The sequence below is a fragment of the Chryseobacterium sp. AC405b genome (assembly GCF_979258685.1).
In genome coordinates, this window is record NZ_OZ409877.1 from 985650 (window position 1) to 1000928 (window position 15279).

Here is a 15279-nt window from a genome sequence, read left to right on the forward strand (position 1 = left end):
TTTAAAACCATCAATGATGGTTAATCATTCAGCTTCAAAACAGCCATAAACGCCGATTGTGGCACTTCTACTCTACCAATCTGCTTCATTTTCTTCTTCCCTTCTTTCTGCTTTTCTAGTAGTTTTCTTTTTCTGGAAATATCTCCACCATAACATTTTGCAGTAACATCTTTTCTTAAAGCTTTAATGGTTTCTCTTGCAATAACTTTCGCTCCTAAAGCTGCCTGAACAGCAATATCAAACTGCTGTCTCGGAATCAGCTCACGAAGCTTTTCACACATTTTTTTCCCGATATAATAAGCGTTAGAATCGTGAATCAAAGATGATAAAGCATCTACCATATCTCCGTTGATTAAAATATCCATTTTTACCAATTTAGAAGAACGCATTCCGATGGGCGAATAATCAAACGAAGCGTAACCTTTTGAAATAGATTTTAAACGATCATAGAAGTCGAAAACAACCTCAGCCAAAGGCATATTGAAGGTTAACTCTACTCTGTCTGCTGTCAAATAACTTTGATTAACAATTTCTCCTCTTTTCTCAATACAGAGCGTCATTACAGCACCTACGAAGTCAGATTTTGTAATGATAGAAGCTTTTATATAGGGTTCTTCAACCCGGTCTAAAAGATTGGGATCAATCATTTCTGAAGGGTTGTTGATCAAAATCGGAAGTTCAGGTTCTCTTTTAGAATATCCTAAATACGATACGTTGGGAACCGTCGTGATCACATCCATATTGAATTCTCTATCCAAACGTTCCTGCACGATTTCCATATGAAGCATTCCTAAGAATCCGCAACGGAAACCGAAACCTAAGGCTGCGGAACTTTCAGGTTCGAAAACCAAAGAAGCATCATTCAGTCTTAATTTTTCAAGTGAAAATCTCAATTCTTCAAAATCTTCTGATTCAATAGGATAAATACCGGCAAAGACCATTGGTTTTACTTCCTCAAATCCGTCAATCGCTGCAGCTGCAGGATTTACAAAAGAAGTAATGGTATCCCCCACTTTTACTTCACGGGCATCTTTAATTCCGGAAATAATGTAACCTACATCACCACACTCAATTGTTTTCTTGGGAAGCTGTTTTAGTTTTAAAGTTCCGACCTCATCTGCACCATATTCTTTTCCCGTTGCGAAAAACATGATTTTTTCGTTTTTAGAAATACTGCCATTCACTACTTTGAAGTAAGCTTCAATACCTCGAAAGGGATTATAAACAGAGTCAAAAATCAAAGCCTGAAGCGGTGCATCAGGATCTCCCACTGGTGGCGGAACTCTTTTTACAATCTGCTCAAGCAAATCGTGAACACCTTCTCCGGTTTTCCCGGACACTCTAAGAACATCTTCATACTTACACCCGATCAGTCCCATAATTTCATCAGTAACTTCTTCAGGATTGGCTGACGGGAGGTCAATTTTATTCAGAATCGGAATAATTTCCAGGTCATTTTCTAAAGCCAGATACAAATTACTAATCGTCTGTGCCTGAATACTTTGTGCAGCATCTACAATCAGAAGCGCACCTTCGCAGGCGGCAATAGAACGGGAAACTTCGTAAGAAAAATCTACGTGTCCCGGTGTATCAATAAGGTTTAAGATATATTTTTCGCCATTAAGCTCATAATCCATCTGGATGGCGTGAGATTTTATCGTGATCCCACGTTCTTTTTCCAGATCCATATCATCAAGCGTCTGAGATTGTAATTCTCTCTGAGTCACGGTATTGGTGTACTCCAAAAGACGGTCTGCCAAAGTAGATTTACCGTGGTCGATATGGGCAATTATGCAAAAATTTCGTATGTTTTTCATTTAAGAACTATGTAATCTGCAAAGATAAGAAAATGAAGGATAATTCCTTATTCTAACTGATATGATACAAAAATAAATTTTCTCTTTTAAAAAACATTCAATTAATTGTAATTGAAACAGAGATAATATAAAATCTTTTATCATCTTTCTTATTCAAGAAAACCAATTGAGTTTGAAATCACTTACCAATCAGCCTTTTTATTTTCTTCAATTTTGGTGAAATCAAAAAGATTAGTAAAAGTTACGTCAATGATCTTACCTGAAACCTTCGGAAAACCTTTCCGTAGCTCTCCTTTTTTGTTTAGAGCCATATTTTCAAGTGTTGTATCTAATTGACTACCCAAACCTAATCCTGAACCATACATTGTTACAGTCATACCCTCAGATGAAACATTACGAATAGTTGCTCTATATTTTCCTTCCTTAAATTCTAGTTTGAAAAAACCTTTATATTTGTTTGTTTCGTTTAATATAATTGGAGTTCCCATATAAGTATGCCCAGCTTTTTTATAATCCATTATAAGATTTGAAAATTCCCCCTCTAAAGAATTTTCGTTTTTTTCCTTGATAATTAAATTATTTCTACCCTTCAAACTCTCAATTATCCCTTCAAAATTTTTATCCGTCTCATAAACTTTCTGCCACGAAACTTGAGAGTTATCAATTACAAAATTCTCCATTTGAGCAAAAGTAAGTCCTGAGATTAAAACGAAAAATAGAATTATTTTTTTCATGATTTTTTTTACAAAAATACATATTTCAATATTACATAATTTTAAGGTTTACCATAAATCAAAAATTATTTTTTCATTTTCAAATTTCTATAAAAAAACTGCTTCGATCTTTTTTAAGTCTTTACACGGTAAAGCATATATATGCTTTCGTTAAAGCTAAATTTCGCAAAATTAAAAATTGTCTCTAAGGTTTTAAGTTTATGGTAATCTCTAAAATTAAACGACCCTTACAATAAATTGCGAGGGTCGTCCAACATTAAAAAAATAAACTATTATGGGTTTTGTCTGGGTTTTGAACCCTTATTGCTCCCGCTTTTAGGCTTTCTTTCATTCATCTTATCTCTCATCATACCTTCTGATTGAAACAACTTCAAAACTTTCTGACACGGAATGACGGTTTGCATCTTTTCCGCATATTTTTTTCTATTATCTAATAATTTTTGTCCTACATCGAAGCTTTGCTGCAATTTCACTTTAGCCTCATCCTCGGATAATGTCTCCGGATTGAAGTTTGAGTCAAATTGATTTTTTATCTTTTTTTGGCTATCCAGATACTCATTGTAAACTTCGGTAAACTCCGTTTTATCTTTCGGATCTACGTCCAGATTTTCCAACACCATATTATTTCTAAACTGAGTAAGAAGTGTTTTTCTTTCTTCAGGAGAAAGATTATTTATAACTTCTTTTCTTTGTTTAGGATCCATTTTTTTCCAGTCGTAATCTGTTTTTTGGGCATTTAAGCCAAAACCGTAAACAATAAGAAGTGCAAATAATATCTTTTTCATCTCTTTTTAATTATATAAATCCAAATAAACATCCTGTGTTGAATTGTTGGCTAGTTCTGCAATTTCAGAACTAGAAAATGAATCCAAATATTCTGTCATTTGAGCCTCAGTTTTCTTAGAAACCGGCTTATCGGCTTTTGGCTTAGTTTCTTTATCTTTAGGAACATAAGCTACCGTTTTTATTTGATTATTAGTCTGCTGGTTGTTAATTGTTTGATTACTATTTTCAACTGAAGTTAAATCAGATTTTAAAGTTTCGTAAGCAATTTCACTTTCAGTTTTTGGTAAAGGATTATTAGCATAAACTTCCGATGATCCTTTATCATTGTTTGAATCTAAAACCGAGTTATATAAAAAAGTCGAGCCAAAAATTAATGCCAGTGAAGCTGCTGCTGCATATCCCCAGTTTAATTTGAAAATAGGAGACTTTTTATCAGACTTTATATCTATCAACACTTTATTCTGAATATTTTCGAACATATTCTCAGAAACTTTGAAAATATTTTTACGTTCTAATGTTTCCAGATCAAAATCACCTACCTCGCTCAACACTTTATCCTGAATACTTTCAAATATATTCTCAGGAATTTTGTAAATGTTTTTACGTTCTAATTTATCTAGATCAAAATCTTTCATGTCGTTGTTTCTAAAAATTATCTTTCGTAATTTTCTTTAATATATTCTTCTATTTTCTGCTTGGCGTAATGATAATTTGTTTTCAAAGTTCCTACAGACATATCTACAATTTTAGATATTTCCTCGTAGGGCAAATCATCATAATACCGCATCATAAATACCAGTTTCTGCTTTTCGGGCAGGCTTTGTATGGCTTTTTGCAAAAAGATCTGTATCTCTTCTGCATCGCTGTGTGTATTGTCGGCTACCAGATTTTGCATATAATATTCAGGATCTTCATCTGTTTTCTGCATCCTTTTGAGCTTATTGATTTGCTGCAGAGCTTCATTGGTCGCAATTCTGTACAGCCAAGTGTAGAGCTGACTATCATTTTTGAACTGATGAAAATTCTGATAAGCTTTAATAAAAGTCTCTTGCAACGTGTCCTGAGCAAGGTCTCCGTCTACAATAATTCTTCTGATGTGCCAATACAATCTACTCTGATAAGCATCCATCAATACCCGAACTCCTTTTTCCTGGGTTCGTGGGTTTTGCATCAGCGATATAATTTCCGCGTCTTTAATCTTCATAGGATGCTTTCATTGTTTTGGATAACAAAAATAGTTGAAAGTTAAATTACTTATTCAATTTTGAGTCCAAATGTTTATTATTTATAAATCTTTATCAACAAAATTCTACAGTAGGTTGGTCATTCTGAAAGAATCTCAACACTGCGAGATTGAGAATTTAGATATTTCTTAAGCGACATCGAAAATATCAATTAAAATTCTAAAAACTTAGACTTTAAATGCTACAGTCATGAAATCACCTTTCTACTAATCATAACAAAATGTTATCTTTGTTTTATGCAAATTGTAATCATCGGTTCCGGAAATGTCGCTTATCATTTGGCTAAAGCTTTTACGCAGAAAAAAATTCCTCTGGTTCAGATTTTTGGCAGAAATGAAGATGATTTGTACAAAATATCTAATGAATTAAATACTCCGTTTTCGACAGATGTTTTGGAAGATGCAGATCTTTATATCATCTGTGTGAGTGATGGTTCCGTTGAGAATGTTTCTAAAATCATTACCAAAAAAGATTGCCTGGTTACTCATACATCGGGTTCTCTTCCTAAAGAAGTTCTGGCAGGAGAGTACAGAAAATCAAGCTTTTATCCCTTACAGACCTTTTCTAAATCTAAACAATTGGATTATTCTAAAATTCCTTTTTTTATTGAAACTGAAAATGATGCAGATAAAGATTTACTTTTTAGATTAGCCTCGAAAATTTCTGAAAATGTGATGGAAAGCAGTCATGAAAAAAGAAAATACATTCATTTGACCGCAGTTTTTGCCTGTAATTTTGTGAATCATATTTTCTCCAGAGCCAAAGAAATTTCAGATGCTCAGGAAATTCCGTTTGATTATTTCTTACCGTTGATTGATGAAACGGTAAAGAAAATTCAAGAAATCGAACCCAAATCTGCACAAACCGGACCTGCAGTAAGAAACGACACAAGAGTGTTGGAATTACATGAACAATTGTTAAAAGATGAAAGTCTTGAGATTTATAAAACAATGAATCATTCTATTAAAAAAATGTATGAGTTATAAAGAAAAATTAAAAGATATAAAAGCATTTGTATTTGATGTAGACGGAGTTTTCACCGACGGAAGCGTTTATCTGATGCCCGGCGGAAATATGAGCAGAGTAATGAATGTTCTAGACGGTTATGCTGTCGTTAAAGCCCTGAAAAACAATTATCTGATTGGAGTAATCACCGGCGGAAATGACGAAATGGTAAGACATCGTATCAATTATCTCGGAATTGAAGATTATTACGCAAAATCGCATAACAAAATGGTAGATTATGAAGATTTTAAAACAAAATATAATCTTAAAAACGAAGAAATTCTCACGATGGGAGATGATCTTCCGGATCTTCACATGATGCAAAATTCGGCAATTTCTACTTGCCCGGAAAACGCTGTTCCCGAAATTAAAAATATTGCAGATTATATTTCACAAAAGCAGGGTGGGAGCGGAGCTGTTCGTGATGTTATCGAGCAGGTAATGAAAGTACAGAGAAAATGGCATGATGACAATACACAATCTGTTTAAATTGAAATGATGAAAATACTTTTAGCATCCCAATCTCCAAGACGAAAAGAATTGCTTTCAAGCTTAGGTTTTGATTTTGAAGTCGTAAAAATTGACTGCGAAGAAATTTTACCCGAACATATAGAAATAGAAGATGCTGCTGCATATTTATCCGAATTAAAAGCAGACGCATTTAGAAAGCTGGGAAAAGATGAAGTTTTACTTACCGCAGATACGATTGTTGCCATAGACAATCAGATTTTAGGTAAACCAAAAGACGAAGCCGACGCCAAAAGTATGCTGCAAAAACTTTCAGACAAAACACATCAGGTTTACACCGGAATTTCTGTTAAAACTTTAAATAAAACCATTACAGAAACCGATGTTGCCCATGTAGAGCTGGAAATAATTTCTGAAGAAGAAATTGATTTTTATATAAAAAATTACAAACCTTTCGACAAAGCGGGAAGCTATGGCATCCAGGAATGGCTCGGAATGGCAAAAATAAAAAACATGAAGGGTAGTTTTTACACCATTATGGGATTGCCTACCCATTTGGTTTACAAAATTTTAAAAGAAATATAAATAATTTCCCGATAAAATTTTATTATTTTTACAGAATCATCAAACTTTTTTGATAATAAAAAGCAGATTAGCGAGTTATATTAAATAATGAAAAAGAATATTCTATTCCTTTTGACAGTGATTATTGTTGTTTCCTGTGGTACGAAAGTAAAAAAACCGGAAGCCAGATCGAAGTTTCTAAAAGGATTTACCACCTATTACAATACACTTTTTAATGCAAAAGACGCATTGAACAGTGAATTTGAAGGCAGAGATAAAGCTCATAAAGATAATTTTTATGCACCTCATATTCCTATTCTTACCTACGAAGAACAGCCAATAGGAAGTGATCTCGGGCAGTCTTCAGCCTTTGCAGAAAACTCCATGAAAATGGCGGAAGTTAACAGACCTTCTTCACCTAACGGAAGAAGTGCTCCCGGTATGCCGCCAAGCAACCCAGGAGGAATGCCGGGAAAGCCACAAGACCCAAACAATCCACAAGAAAATAAAGGGGCAACCACGCTGGAAATTGCAGAAGCAAAAGCTTTGAAAGCAATCGGAAAATATTCGGTGATCAGAAAGGGAGAAGAGCAAAACAAAACTATTTTCGATGCTTATATTATTCTCGCACAATCTCGTATTTACCAAGGAAAATCCAGACAGGCATTAGATGCACTGAATTATGTTTTTACCCATATGAAGGAAGATAAAAGACTTCCTTTGGCAAGAGTTTATGAAGGTTTAGCGTATGCTCAGCTTAAAGATTATTATAAATCTGATCAGGTTTTTGCTAAATTAAAAAGTGAAGGAATCAGTAAAGATCATGAAAAACTGTTAAGTATATATTATTCAGAATCTCTTTTGGATGCCGGAAAAAAAGAGGAAGCGGTAAAAGAACTGGACCGTGCTTTCGAATTGAATGGAAACAGAAAACTAAAAAGCAGAATTGCATTTTTACGCGGCCAGGTTTTGGCAGAATTAGGAAGAAACGAACCTGCACGTGAAAGTTTTGCAGCAGCTTACAAATACGCCAACGATTTTGAATTTGAAGTGAAGTCTCAAATTGAAATTGCCAAAACATTCAACGGAAAAGGTGATTATGCCGGTGCAAGAAAATACTTAGAAGATATCAGCAAGAAAGGAACTTATGCTTCAAGAAAAAACGAATTCTACTATGCGCTTGGTTTAATGGCTACAAAAGCCGGAAAGCAGGACGAAGGACAAGAATTCTTTAGAAAATCTCTTTTAGAAAAAGTTTCAGATCCGCAGGTAAGAGGTTTGACTTATTATGAAATCGGAAGAAGCTATTTAGATAAAAATGATTACATCGGAGCCGGTGCATACTATGATTCTGCGTTGGTTACCATGACCTATGAACCATCAAAAATTCTATTGAAAGATCAGGCAGAAAATATTAAAAAAATATCAAGAAACTATTATTTAATCAGAAAAAACGACAGTATTCTGGCTATTGCTAAAATGTCTGAACCTCAGAAAACTGATTATTTTGCTCAATATATCGAAAAACTAAAGGCTAAAGAAGCCAAAGAAGAACTTGCAAGACTGCGTGAAGAAAGAAACAAAGGCTTTGATACGGGAGATTACAATGCCAATTCACTATTTGCCAACAGTGCAACCTCTTTTGAAGAATTCGGTACATCAGCTAAAGGATTTTATTATGGAAATACAGGAACCGTAAGTAAAGGAACCTCAACATTTAAGCAGGTTTGGGGCGAAAGAGCTCTGGTAGACAACTGGCGTTATTCCAAGAAAATGGCATCGATCGAAGACCTGAAAAATGAAGCTTTGGGAGTGAGCGCAGCACCCAACCCAAGACGTTTTGAACCCGCTTATTATATCGAGCAAATCCCAAGTGATGCCGGAAAGTTATCACAATTAAAAAAAGACAGAGATACTGCTTCTTTGGGTCTGGGAATCATGTACCAAAATTATTTTACCAATACTCCTTTGGCGACAAAAACATTATATGATCTTGTAGACGTAAAACCCGAAGAGAAAGTTATGTTGCAGGCTTTGTACGAGATATTTGCAATGAATTATGAAAAAAATCCGCAAGCGTCTGCAAGAGCAAAGCAAATTTTGACAACAGATTATCCATACAGCTCATATGCAGAATTTGCCAGGAATCCCAAAAATAATACGTTTGTAAAAACTTCTCCTGAAATGGAAAATAATTACAAAACGGCATATGCTTTATTTGAATCTGAAAAATTTGCTGAAAGCCAAAATATACTCGACCAAGCCATTCAAAAAAATCCTAAAGATGCGCTTGTTCCTAAACTTTATCTTTTGAATGCCTTCAATGCCGGAAAATCGAGCGGTAAAGAAGTCATGATTTTACAGCTGGAGCAGATCGTTCTGAACTATGGAAAAACTCCTGAAGGTGAGAAGGCAAAAGAAATGCTGAATTATCTGAAAAGTGACATTGCATTTCAGTCTACAGACAATAAAGGAAATACAATACCACAAAATCCCGGGAATAATAATGTGTCTCAAAACCCTGCAGGTTTTGGTCAGCCAGTACAGAATAACTCGCAATCACAAAATATGACTGCTCCCGGAAATCAAAACAATCCGTTGCCAAATAGTTCGCAACCGATGAACAACGCCATACAAAGTGGTGTTCCTAAAAAACCGGGAATGAATAGTCAACCATTGGAAATGACGACACCTGTTCCGGCACAGAAGAAATAATAAAAAAGAGCGAAGGTTAATCTTCGCTCTTTTTCTTTTTAACACCATGAAATTCTTTTAAATAAAAAGGTTCAAAATAAGCAGTGTCTTCAAAATCTTTATTATTTATTTTCTCTAAAGTTCTCTTGACTAAATATTGAGCGGAAGGGTAGATGTCTTCATTGAAATCAGCATTTGGAAGATTTAAAATCTCTTTTGCTTTTTTTGCCCCGTCGCCTACAAATATGATCTTCTTGTCCTTAAATTCCTGAAAAGAAGTTTCATCTAAAATTTTAGCTTCTGTCGGAACAAGTTCTTTTCCTGTTATTCCATCATAAACAGCGGTATAAACCTCCATTCTTCTTGCATCGATCAAAGGGATAACATAATCATAGTTTTGCGCTAAAAAAAGCTCTATCATGCTTTCCATAGAATTGACAGCGATCAAAGGAATGTTTAATCCGTAACAGAACCCTTTCGCTGATGCAGCACCAATTCTCAATCCGGTATAAGAACCAGGCCCTCTTCCTAAAGCAACCGCTTCAATATCTTTGAGAGAAATTTCTGCTCCTTCTAACGCCCATTCTACAAATGAGTGAAGACTTTCAGATTGTTTATAATTTTCAGAAACTTCTTCACAAACGCACAACAATTTTTCGCCGTCTGAAATGGCAACTGAGCAGTTTTTGGAAGAGGTTTCCAGGTATAGGATTTTCATTTGATTTAGTTTCTCGTTTCTTAATAAATTTTTAAGACATTAATCTCTTTCATAATTTACTTGCAAAATATCTTTTCTTTCAAAAACATTATAGGATAAAGTAAAAGTTGCCAAATGTTCGGTTTTATATTTGTTTGAATAGATGTGAATTAAGTATCCATCAATAAAATTTCTTGTCCAGACCAGTTCATCAATAGAGATAAAATAACTATACCATTTTCTTTCTCCTAATCTTTTAGGGTTAAGTTTGTTGGTTTTTAGTGCGGTGAGGATTTTGGTTTGAATAAAACTCATATGTTTTAGTTTAAGAAAGCAAAAAATAAATGTTTAACATTTCTCTGGAAATGACAAGATTCATAAATTTTATGATTATTAATCATCTCATCTTTAAAGCTAATGATTTCAGATTTGCTCTTATTAAGTTCAATTTTACTATTGATTTTTAATAGCAAATCGTCTAAATTACCATTCACTATGTAACCTAACAAGCAACCATTTTTATTTTTAAAATGTCCTGTTAAAAATCTTTCTATTCCTTTAGTTATATATTCGGTCTGTTGCTGAGACGCGTTAACTTTTGTTCCTGTTGATTTTTTCCATTCAGCAGATGAAATATTTTTAGCCTCAACGTGATATTCTAAGTATTCTTTTTGATTCCATTGATTCTTTTGAAAAAAAATATCGATTCTGTTTGAGTTTTTTACACGTTTTTTTGCACTGTAAATATCTTCTTCAACCAATGGAACTTCATAATTGATGATAAAATCACTTTTAAAATTTCGGAGATGTTTTACAATGTGTGCAGAAATTGACTCTTCTTCCCACTCAGATGAAAGCAAGTTTTCTTCAATTGCTGAACCAAATGATTGAATCAAAAGGCGTAAACACTTTAATTCAAAACTTAAATTCACTTTATTTATCAATTGGAGACTTTTAGCCATTTCCTTTCGCTATTTCAACCAACAAAGACTTACTGTCTTCCATAGCCGTTGTTTGACTCCAAAATCTTCTTTGATTTGGTTTTATGATATACACATCATTACCATCAAAATAATTTATTTTTTTTCTGAAATAAAGGTTTTTTGCTTCTTCCTTCCAAAGTTTTTTATCTAAGATTTTAAGCTCTTTTCTGATGTCTTCTTTTGAAACTATAGTTTTCTTTTGTTCATTTCCAAAAGATAATTTTATCATATACAATGGGCAACTTCTATCAATATTGTAATGCGTTGCCGAAACTTTTAAATCTACATCGTCTAACCAATCGTTGAGTTCATTAGTAATTCTATTCGTGTAATGGTCAATTTCTAAAATAGGTTTTACAGCATTTGAATTTGCCTGCTTTTCAAATAAATCTAAACTGTAATCTAAAGTATCTTGAATGATAATTTGCTCATCATTTGTTAGCTTTAAAATATCATTATAAATGATTTGGTCAATTTCTTTTTCTAAATGTGAAATATCGTGAACTACCTCATCTGATTCCTTTATTGTTATTATCTCATCAATCTTAGAGGAAACTAAATCCGCCTTATTTTTTTTATCAAATAAATCCGGAAGAAATAAAAACTCATTTGACATAATTTGTTCCCTTTCAATTCCCCAAGATGAAGAAACTAAAAATAAAAAGTATGTAGAAAATCTTGAATTAATTAAAGCTAAAATTACTTTTTTTTCATTATCGGGTATATTATTTATTATATAAGCGCCACTCATACAATACGCATCGTGAGTAATTAATGATGCTGTAATTAACTTATCTTTTTGTCCTTTTTTTATAGCGACATATGGTGGAGCAAATAATTTATGGTCAATATTTCTATAATACTTACTATTTGGCTTAACTGCACTTTTCTGAGTGTAATATTTTGCTATACTATTTGTCTGTACAATAAAACTTGGTATAAAGTCTTGCTTTTGAATATCTCCATTTAAACCAGTTTTGTATTCAACATTTTTTGCTTTAAATGATTCATTTAAAGTTATATAATTATCATCTATTTTTCTTATTAAATCAAAGTCGAAATAACTTCCCCACATTGCTATTTTCCAAATTTTGGAATCCTTCTTCTCACATTCGGTTCTTGGCAAATGTTTTTCGTCAGAAGAATCAATAACGATTCCTTCCAAAATATCATTTTTAATATACGTCTTTGGAGCGTAATAAGTTATAGTGTCTTTTGGATTTTCAGGAGTTTCTTTTTGGTAAAAAATAATGCTAATTGGTCCAACTGCTGAACCAAATAATTGCCCGCCAAACTCTTCTGACATATTCCTTAAAATGGAAAAATTATAAATCTTTTCAACATAATTTTTGAATAGCCACCTTCTAAAATGCTGATAAGTTCCTCCTGTGTTTGTTAGAATTTTAGTATTAAAAATTAAGGCGATTTGACCATTAGGCGCAAATAATGAAGCTTTATGTAAAAATGGCAACACCATTTCTTTTGGAAATTTTTCTTTGTTGCAATAATCCCTAATTTTTCTTTGAATATTTTCTACATCTTTCTCTTCTGACATTAGTTCTCCAAAAGGCGGATTACCAACAATTAAATCAAAATTTTGTAATTCCTCAATGTCGGACAAATCAGAAATAGTATCCCTTTTAAAAAGATTATTTCCTTGCTCTTTTAAACTCGCATCTTCAGGGTCATTGATTAAATAGGGAAACTGAATGGTTTTGTTCCACCAACCTGTTTTTGGGTCAAGATTGTCTAATAAGGCTAGATACAAACTAAATGCAGCTACTCTTATAGATTTAGGATCAAGCTCAATCCCAAAAATATTTGTTTTAAGAATTTCTACTAAAACATTAAAATCCGTCAGTTTTGCATTTTGATTATTCTCGTAACGCTTTACCAACCTTTTAAAACTTTGAACCAAAAAAATTCCAGAGCCACAACTTGGATCTAAAGTTTTTACATTGTATTCTGATTCTTTATTTCTAACGGGCAACTTTTCGTTTAAAATCAATTCAACTAATGACGGCGGCGTATAAAAAGTTCCTGAATCTTTCTTCTTTTTATCATCTAACTGTGATAAGAAATTTTCATAAATTTCACTTAACAATTCAATTCTAATAATACTAAAATCAAATAACTTTTCATCTCGAAATAAGACCGGATTAGCCTCATCTTGGTAACCATCAAAAAAACAGTTTTTTATCAATTCCAAATGTTCTTCTGTAACCGAATCTTTCTCTTTATCTTCAAAATTGAAAAGACTTCCGTTAAAATCGTCAGCTAATTTTTCAAAAAGATTATAAGTTGCTTTAACGTTATCTAAAATATCAAAAAATGAATTTGCTTTTGGTAAAATCGATTGATATAAATCTTTAGAAGTCGCTTTTCTGTCTTCCAAATAAAACAAAAATAGAGAACGCATAATCAATTTATGAATGATAAATTTATTCTTTAATCCTTTCTTATCTAAAGCATTTGCCGTTTTTATAAGGCTTTGAATCAAATATTTATCAACTCTATTTTGAAATTGTATATTTTTTCTGATTTCTACCGCTTCTTCTGAAGACCAAATAAAACCTGTATCAATAGCTATTCTTGAAAAGATTACATTCAATATTTGAAGCTTTTCTTTATCAGTTTTTTGACAAGAATATGCCTCCAAATTTTTTAGTTTTTTTGTAAATTCATTTCTTTGAATAGAGTCTTTGTAGACGAAAGGTTTTTCAGAACAATTATAAATTCTGATTTCTGTTTTGGTATAAACATATAAGAAAAGAACCTTTTGAAAATTCCAGCAAGTTTTGTGGATTTCAGCGATTTTTTTTAAAGTAATAAAATCAAACGATTCAACTTCTTTTAAAAAAATTACCGGCTGATTCTCATTTTCATAAACTTGAATAATACCATATTTTTCTTTATCAAATAAATCAATATCAAAAACTTCACAATCTTTTGCAAAGTCTAAAATATCTAAATCATTTATTATAGCGTTATTCATTTTAAAATACTGAAAATCAATTTTTTAAATTATATTTTGTAAATTTTCAAGGTACAAAAATATAACAAAATTTCCTTATTATTTTCAATAATTATACTATTTTATTTCCACACTTTGCCGGCTCCACAATTTCCACACAGATTTCTTTTTGATCCAGATTTCCAATAAAGCCAGTTTCATTTCAAAATCTTGCTTTTTATAAAGACCGGCAACCTTAATGATTCTTCTAAGACTTATTGTATTTTTATTCTGTTTCAATTCTGAAATTTCAAGCTGTGAGATATCTTTGTAAATAACTTTTTTTGAAGAAAAATCTTTTTTGAAATAATCCAGATTCTGAACCCAGCCATTCGAATGACCAAATGAAACATCTGAACACAATAGATGAACAATTTCAGAATTGTTATTTTCCATCAAAGAATCAAGCTTTTTAGCCTGAATTAAAACAGCTTCCTCATCTTTTGAATAATTCTGAGAATAACCAATGACAAAACCCAATAAAAAAATTAACCTCAGAAATTTCATTCTCAAATTATTACTTTCTGTGAATCGTTCTTGGTTCGCTTTGTGCACTCGGATAAATTGTCATATCCGAAACAGTTACGTGTTGCGGAGCATTTACACAATAAGCAATCGCATCAGCAATATCTTCTGCTTTCAACGCTTCATAGCCTGCATAAACTGTTGCAGCTCTTTCCTGATCTCCTTTAAACCTCACTAAAGAAAAATCTGTTTCTACCGCTCCCGGCTGAATATTGGTCACTCTTACTCCAAATTCTGTGAGTTCTATTCTCATTCCTTCAGAAATGATATCGACTGCCTTTTTTGTAGCACAATAAACTACACCATTTGCATAGGTCTGTCTTGCTGCAACTGAACTGATATTGATAATATGACCAGAGTTTCTTTCTTTCATCATCGGAATCAGCGTTTTTGAGACATACAAAAGTCCTTTTACGTTTCCGTCGATCATAGAATCCCAATCGTTAGTACTTCCTGCTGATAATGGTTCTAAACCATGTGCATTTCCTGCATTATTGATAAGCACATCAATGTTTTTCCATGCTTCCGGTAGTGATGCAATGGCGTCTTCAACATCTTCAAGATTTCTGACATCAAATTGTAAACTAAAAACTTCGGTAAATTTTGATAGTTCTTGTTTTACAGACTCTAAAACATCTGAACGCCTTCCACAAATGATGATTCTGTTTCCTTGTTGAGCAAAAAGTTCTGCCGTGGCTTTTCCTATTCCGGATGTTGCTCCTGTAATGAGTATTGTTTTCATAATTTTT

The 15279-nt window shown here is 32.8% G+C and carries 15 protein-coding genes; 4 read left to right on the plus strand and 11 right to left on the minus strand.

Annotation, left to right across the window (positions count from 1 at the left end):
• Positions 1 to 20: 20 nt before the first annotated feature.
• The 5 genes from lepA to ACZZZA_RS04760 form a co-directional block, all read right to left on the minus strand.
• A complete protein-coding gene (lepA, locus tag ACZZZA_RS04740) occupies positions 21 to 1817 on the minus strand; it encodes a translation elongation factor 4 (protein ID WP_463430048.1) in 1797 nt (598 codons plus the stop codon).
• A gap of 182 nt (positions 1818 to 1999) precedes the next feature.
• Positions 2000 to 2551 (minus strand): hypothetical protein, encoded by a 552-nt coding sequence (locus ACZZZA_RS04745; RefSeq protein WP_463430049.1) that lies wholly within the window; start codon positions 2549 to 2551, stop codon positions 2000 to 2002.
• A gap of 272 nt (positions 2552 to 2823) precedes the next feature.
• A complete protein-coding gene (locus ACZZZA_RS04750) occupies positions 2824 to 3336 on the minus strand; it encodes a hypothetical protein (RefSeq protein ID WP_463430050.1) in 513 nt (170 codons plus the stop codon).
• Between the two features lie 6 nt (positions 3337 to 3342).
• Positions 3343 to 3972, minus strand: a complete 630-nt coding sequence (locus ACZZZA_RS04755; protein ID WP_463430051.1) for a hypothetical protein — start codon at positions 3970 to 3972, stop codon at positions 3343 to 3345.
• 17 nt (positions 3973 to 3989) lie between these two features.
• The gene (locus ACZZZA_RS04760; RefSeq protein ID WP_463430052.1) at positions 3990 to 4541 is read right to left on the minus strand and encodes an RNA polymerase sigma factor; all 552 of its coding nucleotides are present in this window, start codon (positions 4539 to 4541) and stop codon (positions 3990 to 3992) included.
• A 276-nt stretch (positions 4542 to 4817) separates the two neighbouring features.
• Here ACZZZA_RS04760 and ACZZZA_RS04765 point away from each other — a divergent pair, with 276 nt between their 5' ends.
• The 4 genes from ACZZZA_RS04765 to porW all read left to right on the plus strand — a co-directional run bounded on the left by ACZZZA_RS04765 (position 4818) and on the right by porW (position 9333).
• Positions 4818 to 5567 (plus strand): Rossmann-like and DUF2520 domain-containing protein, encoded by a 750-nt coding sequence (locus ACZZZA_RS04765; protein WP_463430053.1) that lies wholly within the window; start codon positions 4818 to 4820, stop codon positions 5565 to 5567.
• Positions 5557 to 6075 (plus strand): KdsC family phosphatase, encoded by a 519-nt coding sequence (locus ACZZZA_RS04770; RefSeq protein WP_463430054.1) that lies wholly within the window; start codon positions 5557 to 5559, stop codon positions 6073 to 6075. The genes ACZZZA_RS04765 and ACZZZA_RS04770 overlap by 11 nt, the downstream gene beginning before the upstream one ends.
• 9 nt (positions 6076 to 6084) lie before the next feature.
• Complete coding sequence (locus ACZZZA_RS04775; RefSeq protein ID WP_463430055.1) at positions 6085 to 6639, plus strand: Maf family protein; 555 nt, start codon at positions 6085 to 6087, stop codon at positions 6637 to 6639.
• 87 nt (positions 6640 to 6726) lie between these two features.
• Positions 6727 to 9333 (plus strand): type IX secretion system periplasmic lipoprotein PorW/SprE, encoded by a 2607-nt coding sequence (porW, locus tag ACZZZA_RS04780; protein WP_463430056.1) that lies wholly within the window; start codon positions 6727 to 6729, stop codon positions 9331 to 9333.
• Between the two features lie 16 nt (positions 9334 to 9349).
• Here the strand turns inward: porW and tsaB are convergent, their stop codons facing one another.
• The 6 genes from tsaB to ACZZZA_RS04810 all read right to left on the minus strand — a co-directional run bounded on the left by tsaB (position 9350) and on the right by ACZZZA_RS04810 (position 15272).
• A complete protein-coding gene (gene tsaB, locus ACZZZA_RS04785; protein ID WP_463430057.1) occupies positions 9350 to 10030 on the minus strand; it encodes a tRNA (adenosine(37)-N6)-threonylcarbamoyltransferase complex dimerization subunit type 1 TsaB in 681 nt (226 codons plus the stop codon).
• A 39-nt stretch (positions 10031 to 10069) separates the two neighbouring features.
• The gene (locus ACZZZA_RS04790) at positions 10070 to 10324 is read right to left on the minus strand and encodes a hypothetical protein (RefSeq protein ID WP_463430058.1); all 255 of its coding nucleotides are present in this window, start codon (positions 10322 to 10324) and stop codon (positions 10070 to 10072) included.
• A gap of 5 nt (positions 10325 to 10329) precedes the next feature.
• Positions 10330 to 10941 (minus strand): hypothetical protein, encoded by a 612-nt coding sequence (locus ACZZZA_RS04795; protein ID WP_463430059.1) that lies wholly within the window; start codon positions 10939 to 10941, stop codon positions 10330 to 10332.
• Positions 10942 to 10963: 22 nt separating this feature from the next.
• Positions 10964 to 13987 carry an HsdM family class I SAM-dependent methyltransferase gene (locus tag ACZZZA_RS04800; protein ID WP_463430060.1) on the minus strand — a complete coding sequence of 1008 codons (3024 nt, stop codon included), beginning with the start codon at positions 13985 to 13987 and terminating at the stop codon, positions 10964 to 10966.
• A 96-nt stretch (positions 13988 to 14083) separates the two neighbouring features.
• Complete coding sequence (locus tag ACZZZA_RS04805; RefSeq protein WP_463430061.1) at positions 14084 to 14512, minus strand: hypothetical protein; 429 nt, start codon at positions 14510 to 14512, stop codon at positions 14084 to 14086.
• A 10-nt stretch (positions 14513 to 14522) separates the two neighbouring features.
• Positions 14523 to 15272 (minus strand): SDR family NAD(P)-dependent oxidoreductase, encoded by a 750-nt coding sequence (locus ACZZZA_RS04810; protein WP_463430062.1) that lies wholly within the window; start codon positions 15270 to 15272, stop codon positions 14523 to 14525.
• Between the last annotated feature and the right edge of the window lie 7 nt (positions 15273 to 15279).

Coding starts and splice junctions, on each gene's coding strand:
- lepA (WP_463430048.1), bottom strand. CDS start 1,817: ATGAAAAACATACGAAATTTTTGCATAATTGCCCATATCGACCACGGT.
- ACZZZA_RS04745 (WP_463430049.1), bottom strand. CDS start 2,551: ATGAAAAAAATAATTCTATTTTTCGTTTTAATCTCAGGACTTACTTTT.
- ACZZZA_RS04750 (WP_463430050.1), bottom strand. CDS start 3,336: ATGAAAAAGATATTATTTGCACTTCTTATTGTTTACGGTTTTGGCTTA.
- ACZZZA_RS04755 (WP_463430051.1), bottom strand. CDS start 3,972: ATGAAAGATTTTGATCTAGATAAATTAGAACGTAAAAACATTTACAAA.
- ACZZZA_RS04760 (WP_463430052.1), bottom strand. CDS start 4,541: ATGAAGATTAAAGACGCGGAAATTATATCGCTGATGCAAAACCCACGA.
- ACZZZA_RS04765 (WP_463430053.1), top strand. CDS start 4,818: ATGCAAATTGTAATCATCGGTTCCGGAAATGTCGCTTATCATTTGGCT.
- ACZZZA_RS04770 (WP_463430054.1), top strand. CDS start 5,557: ATGAGTTATAAAGAAAAATTAAAAGATATAAAAGCATTTGTATTTGAT.
- ACZZZA_RS04775 (WP_463430055.1), top strand. CDS start 6,085: ATGAAAATACTTTTAGCATCCCAATCTCCAAGACGAAAAGAATTGCTT.
- porW (WP_463430056.1), top strand. CDS start 6,727: ATGAAAAAGAATATTCTATTCCTTTTGACAGTGATTATTGTTGTTTCC.
- tsaB (WP_463430057.1), bottom strand. CDS start 10,030: ATGAAAATCCTATACCTGGAAACCTCTTCCAAAAACTGCTCAGTTGCC.
- ACZZZA_RS04790 (WP_463430058.1), bottom strand. CDS start 10,324: ATGAGTTTTATTCAAACCAAAATCCTCACCGCACTAAAAACCAACAAA.
- ACZZZA_RS04800 (WP_463430060.1), bottom strand. CDS start 13,987: ATGAATAACGCTATAATAAATGATTTAGATATTTTAGACTTTGCAAAA.
- ACZZZA_RS04805 (WP_463430061.1), bottom strand. CDS start 14,512: ATGAAATTTCTGAGGTTAATTTTTTTATTGGGTTTTGTCATTGGTTAT.
- ACZZZA_RS04810 (WP_463430062.1), bottom strand. CDS start 15,272: ATGAAAACAATACTCATTACAGGAGCAACATCCGGAATAGGAAAAGCC.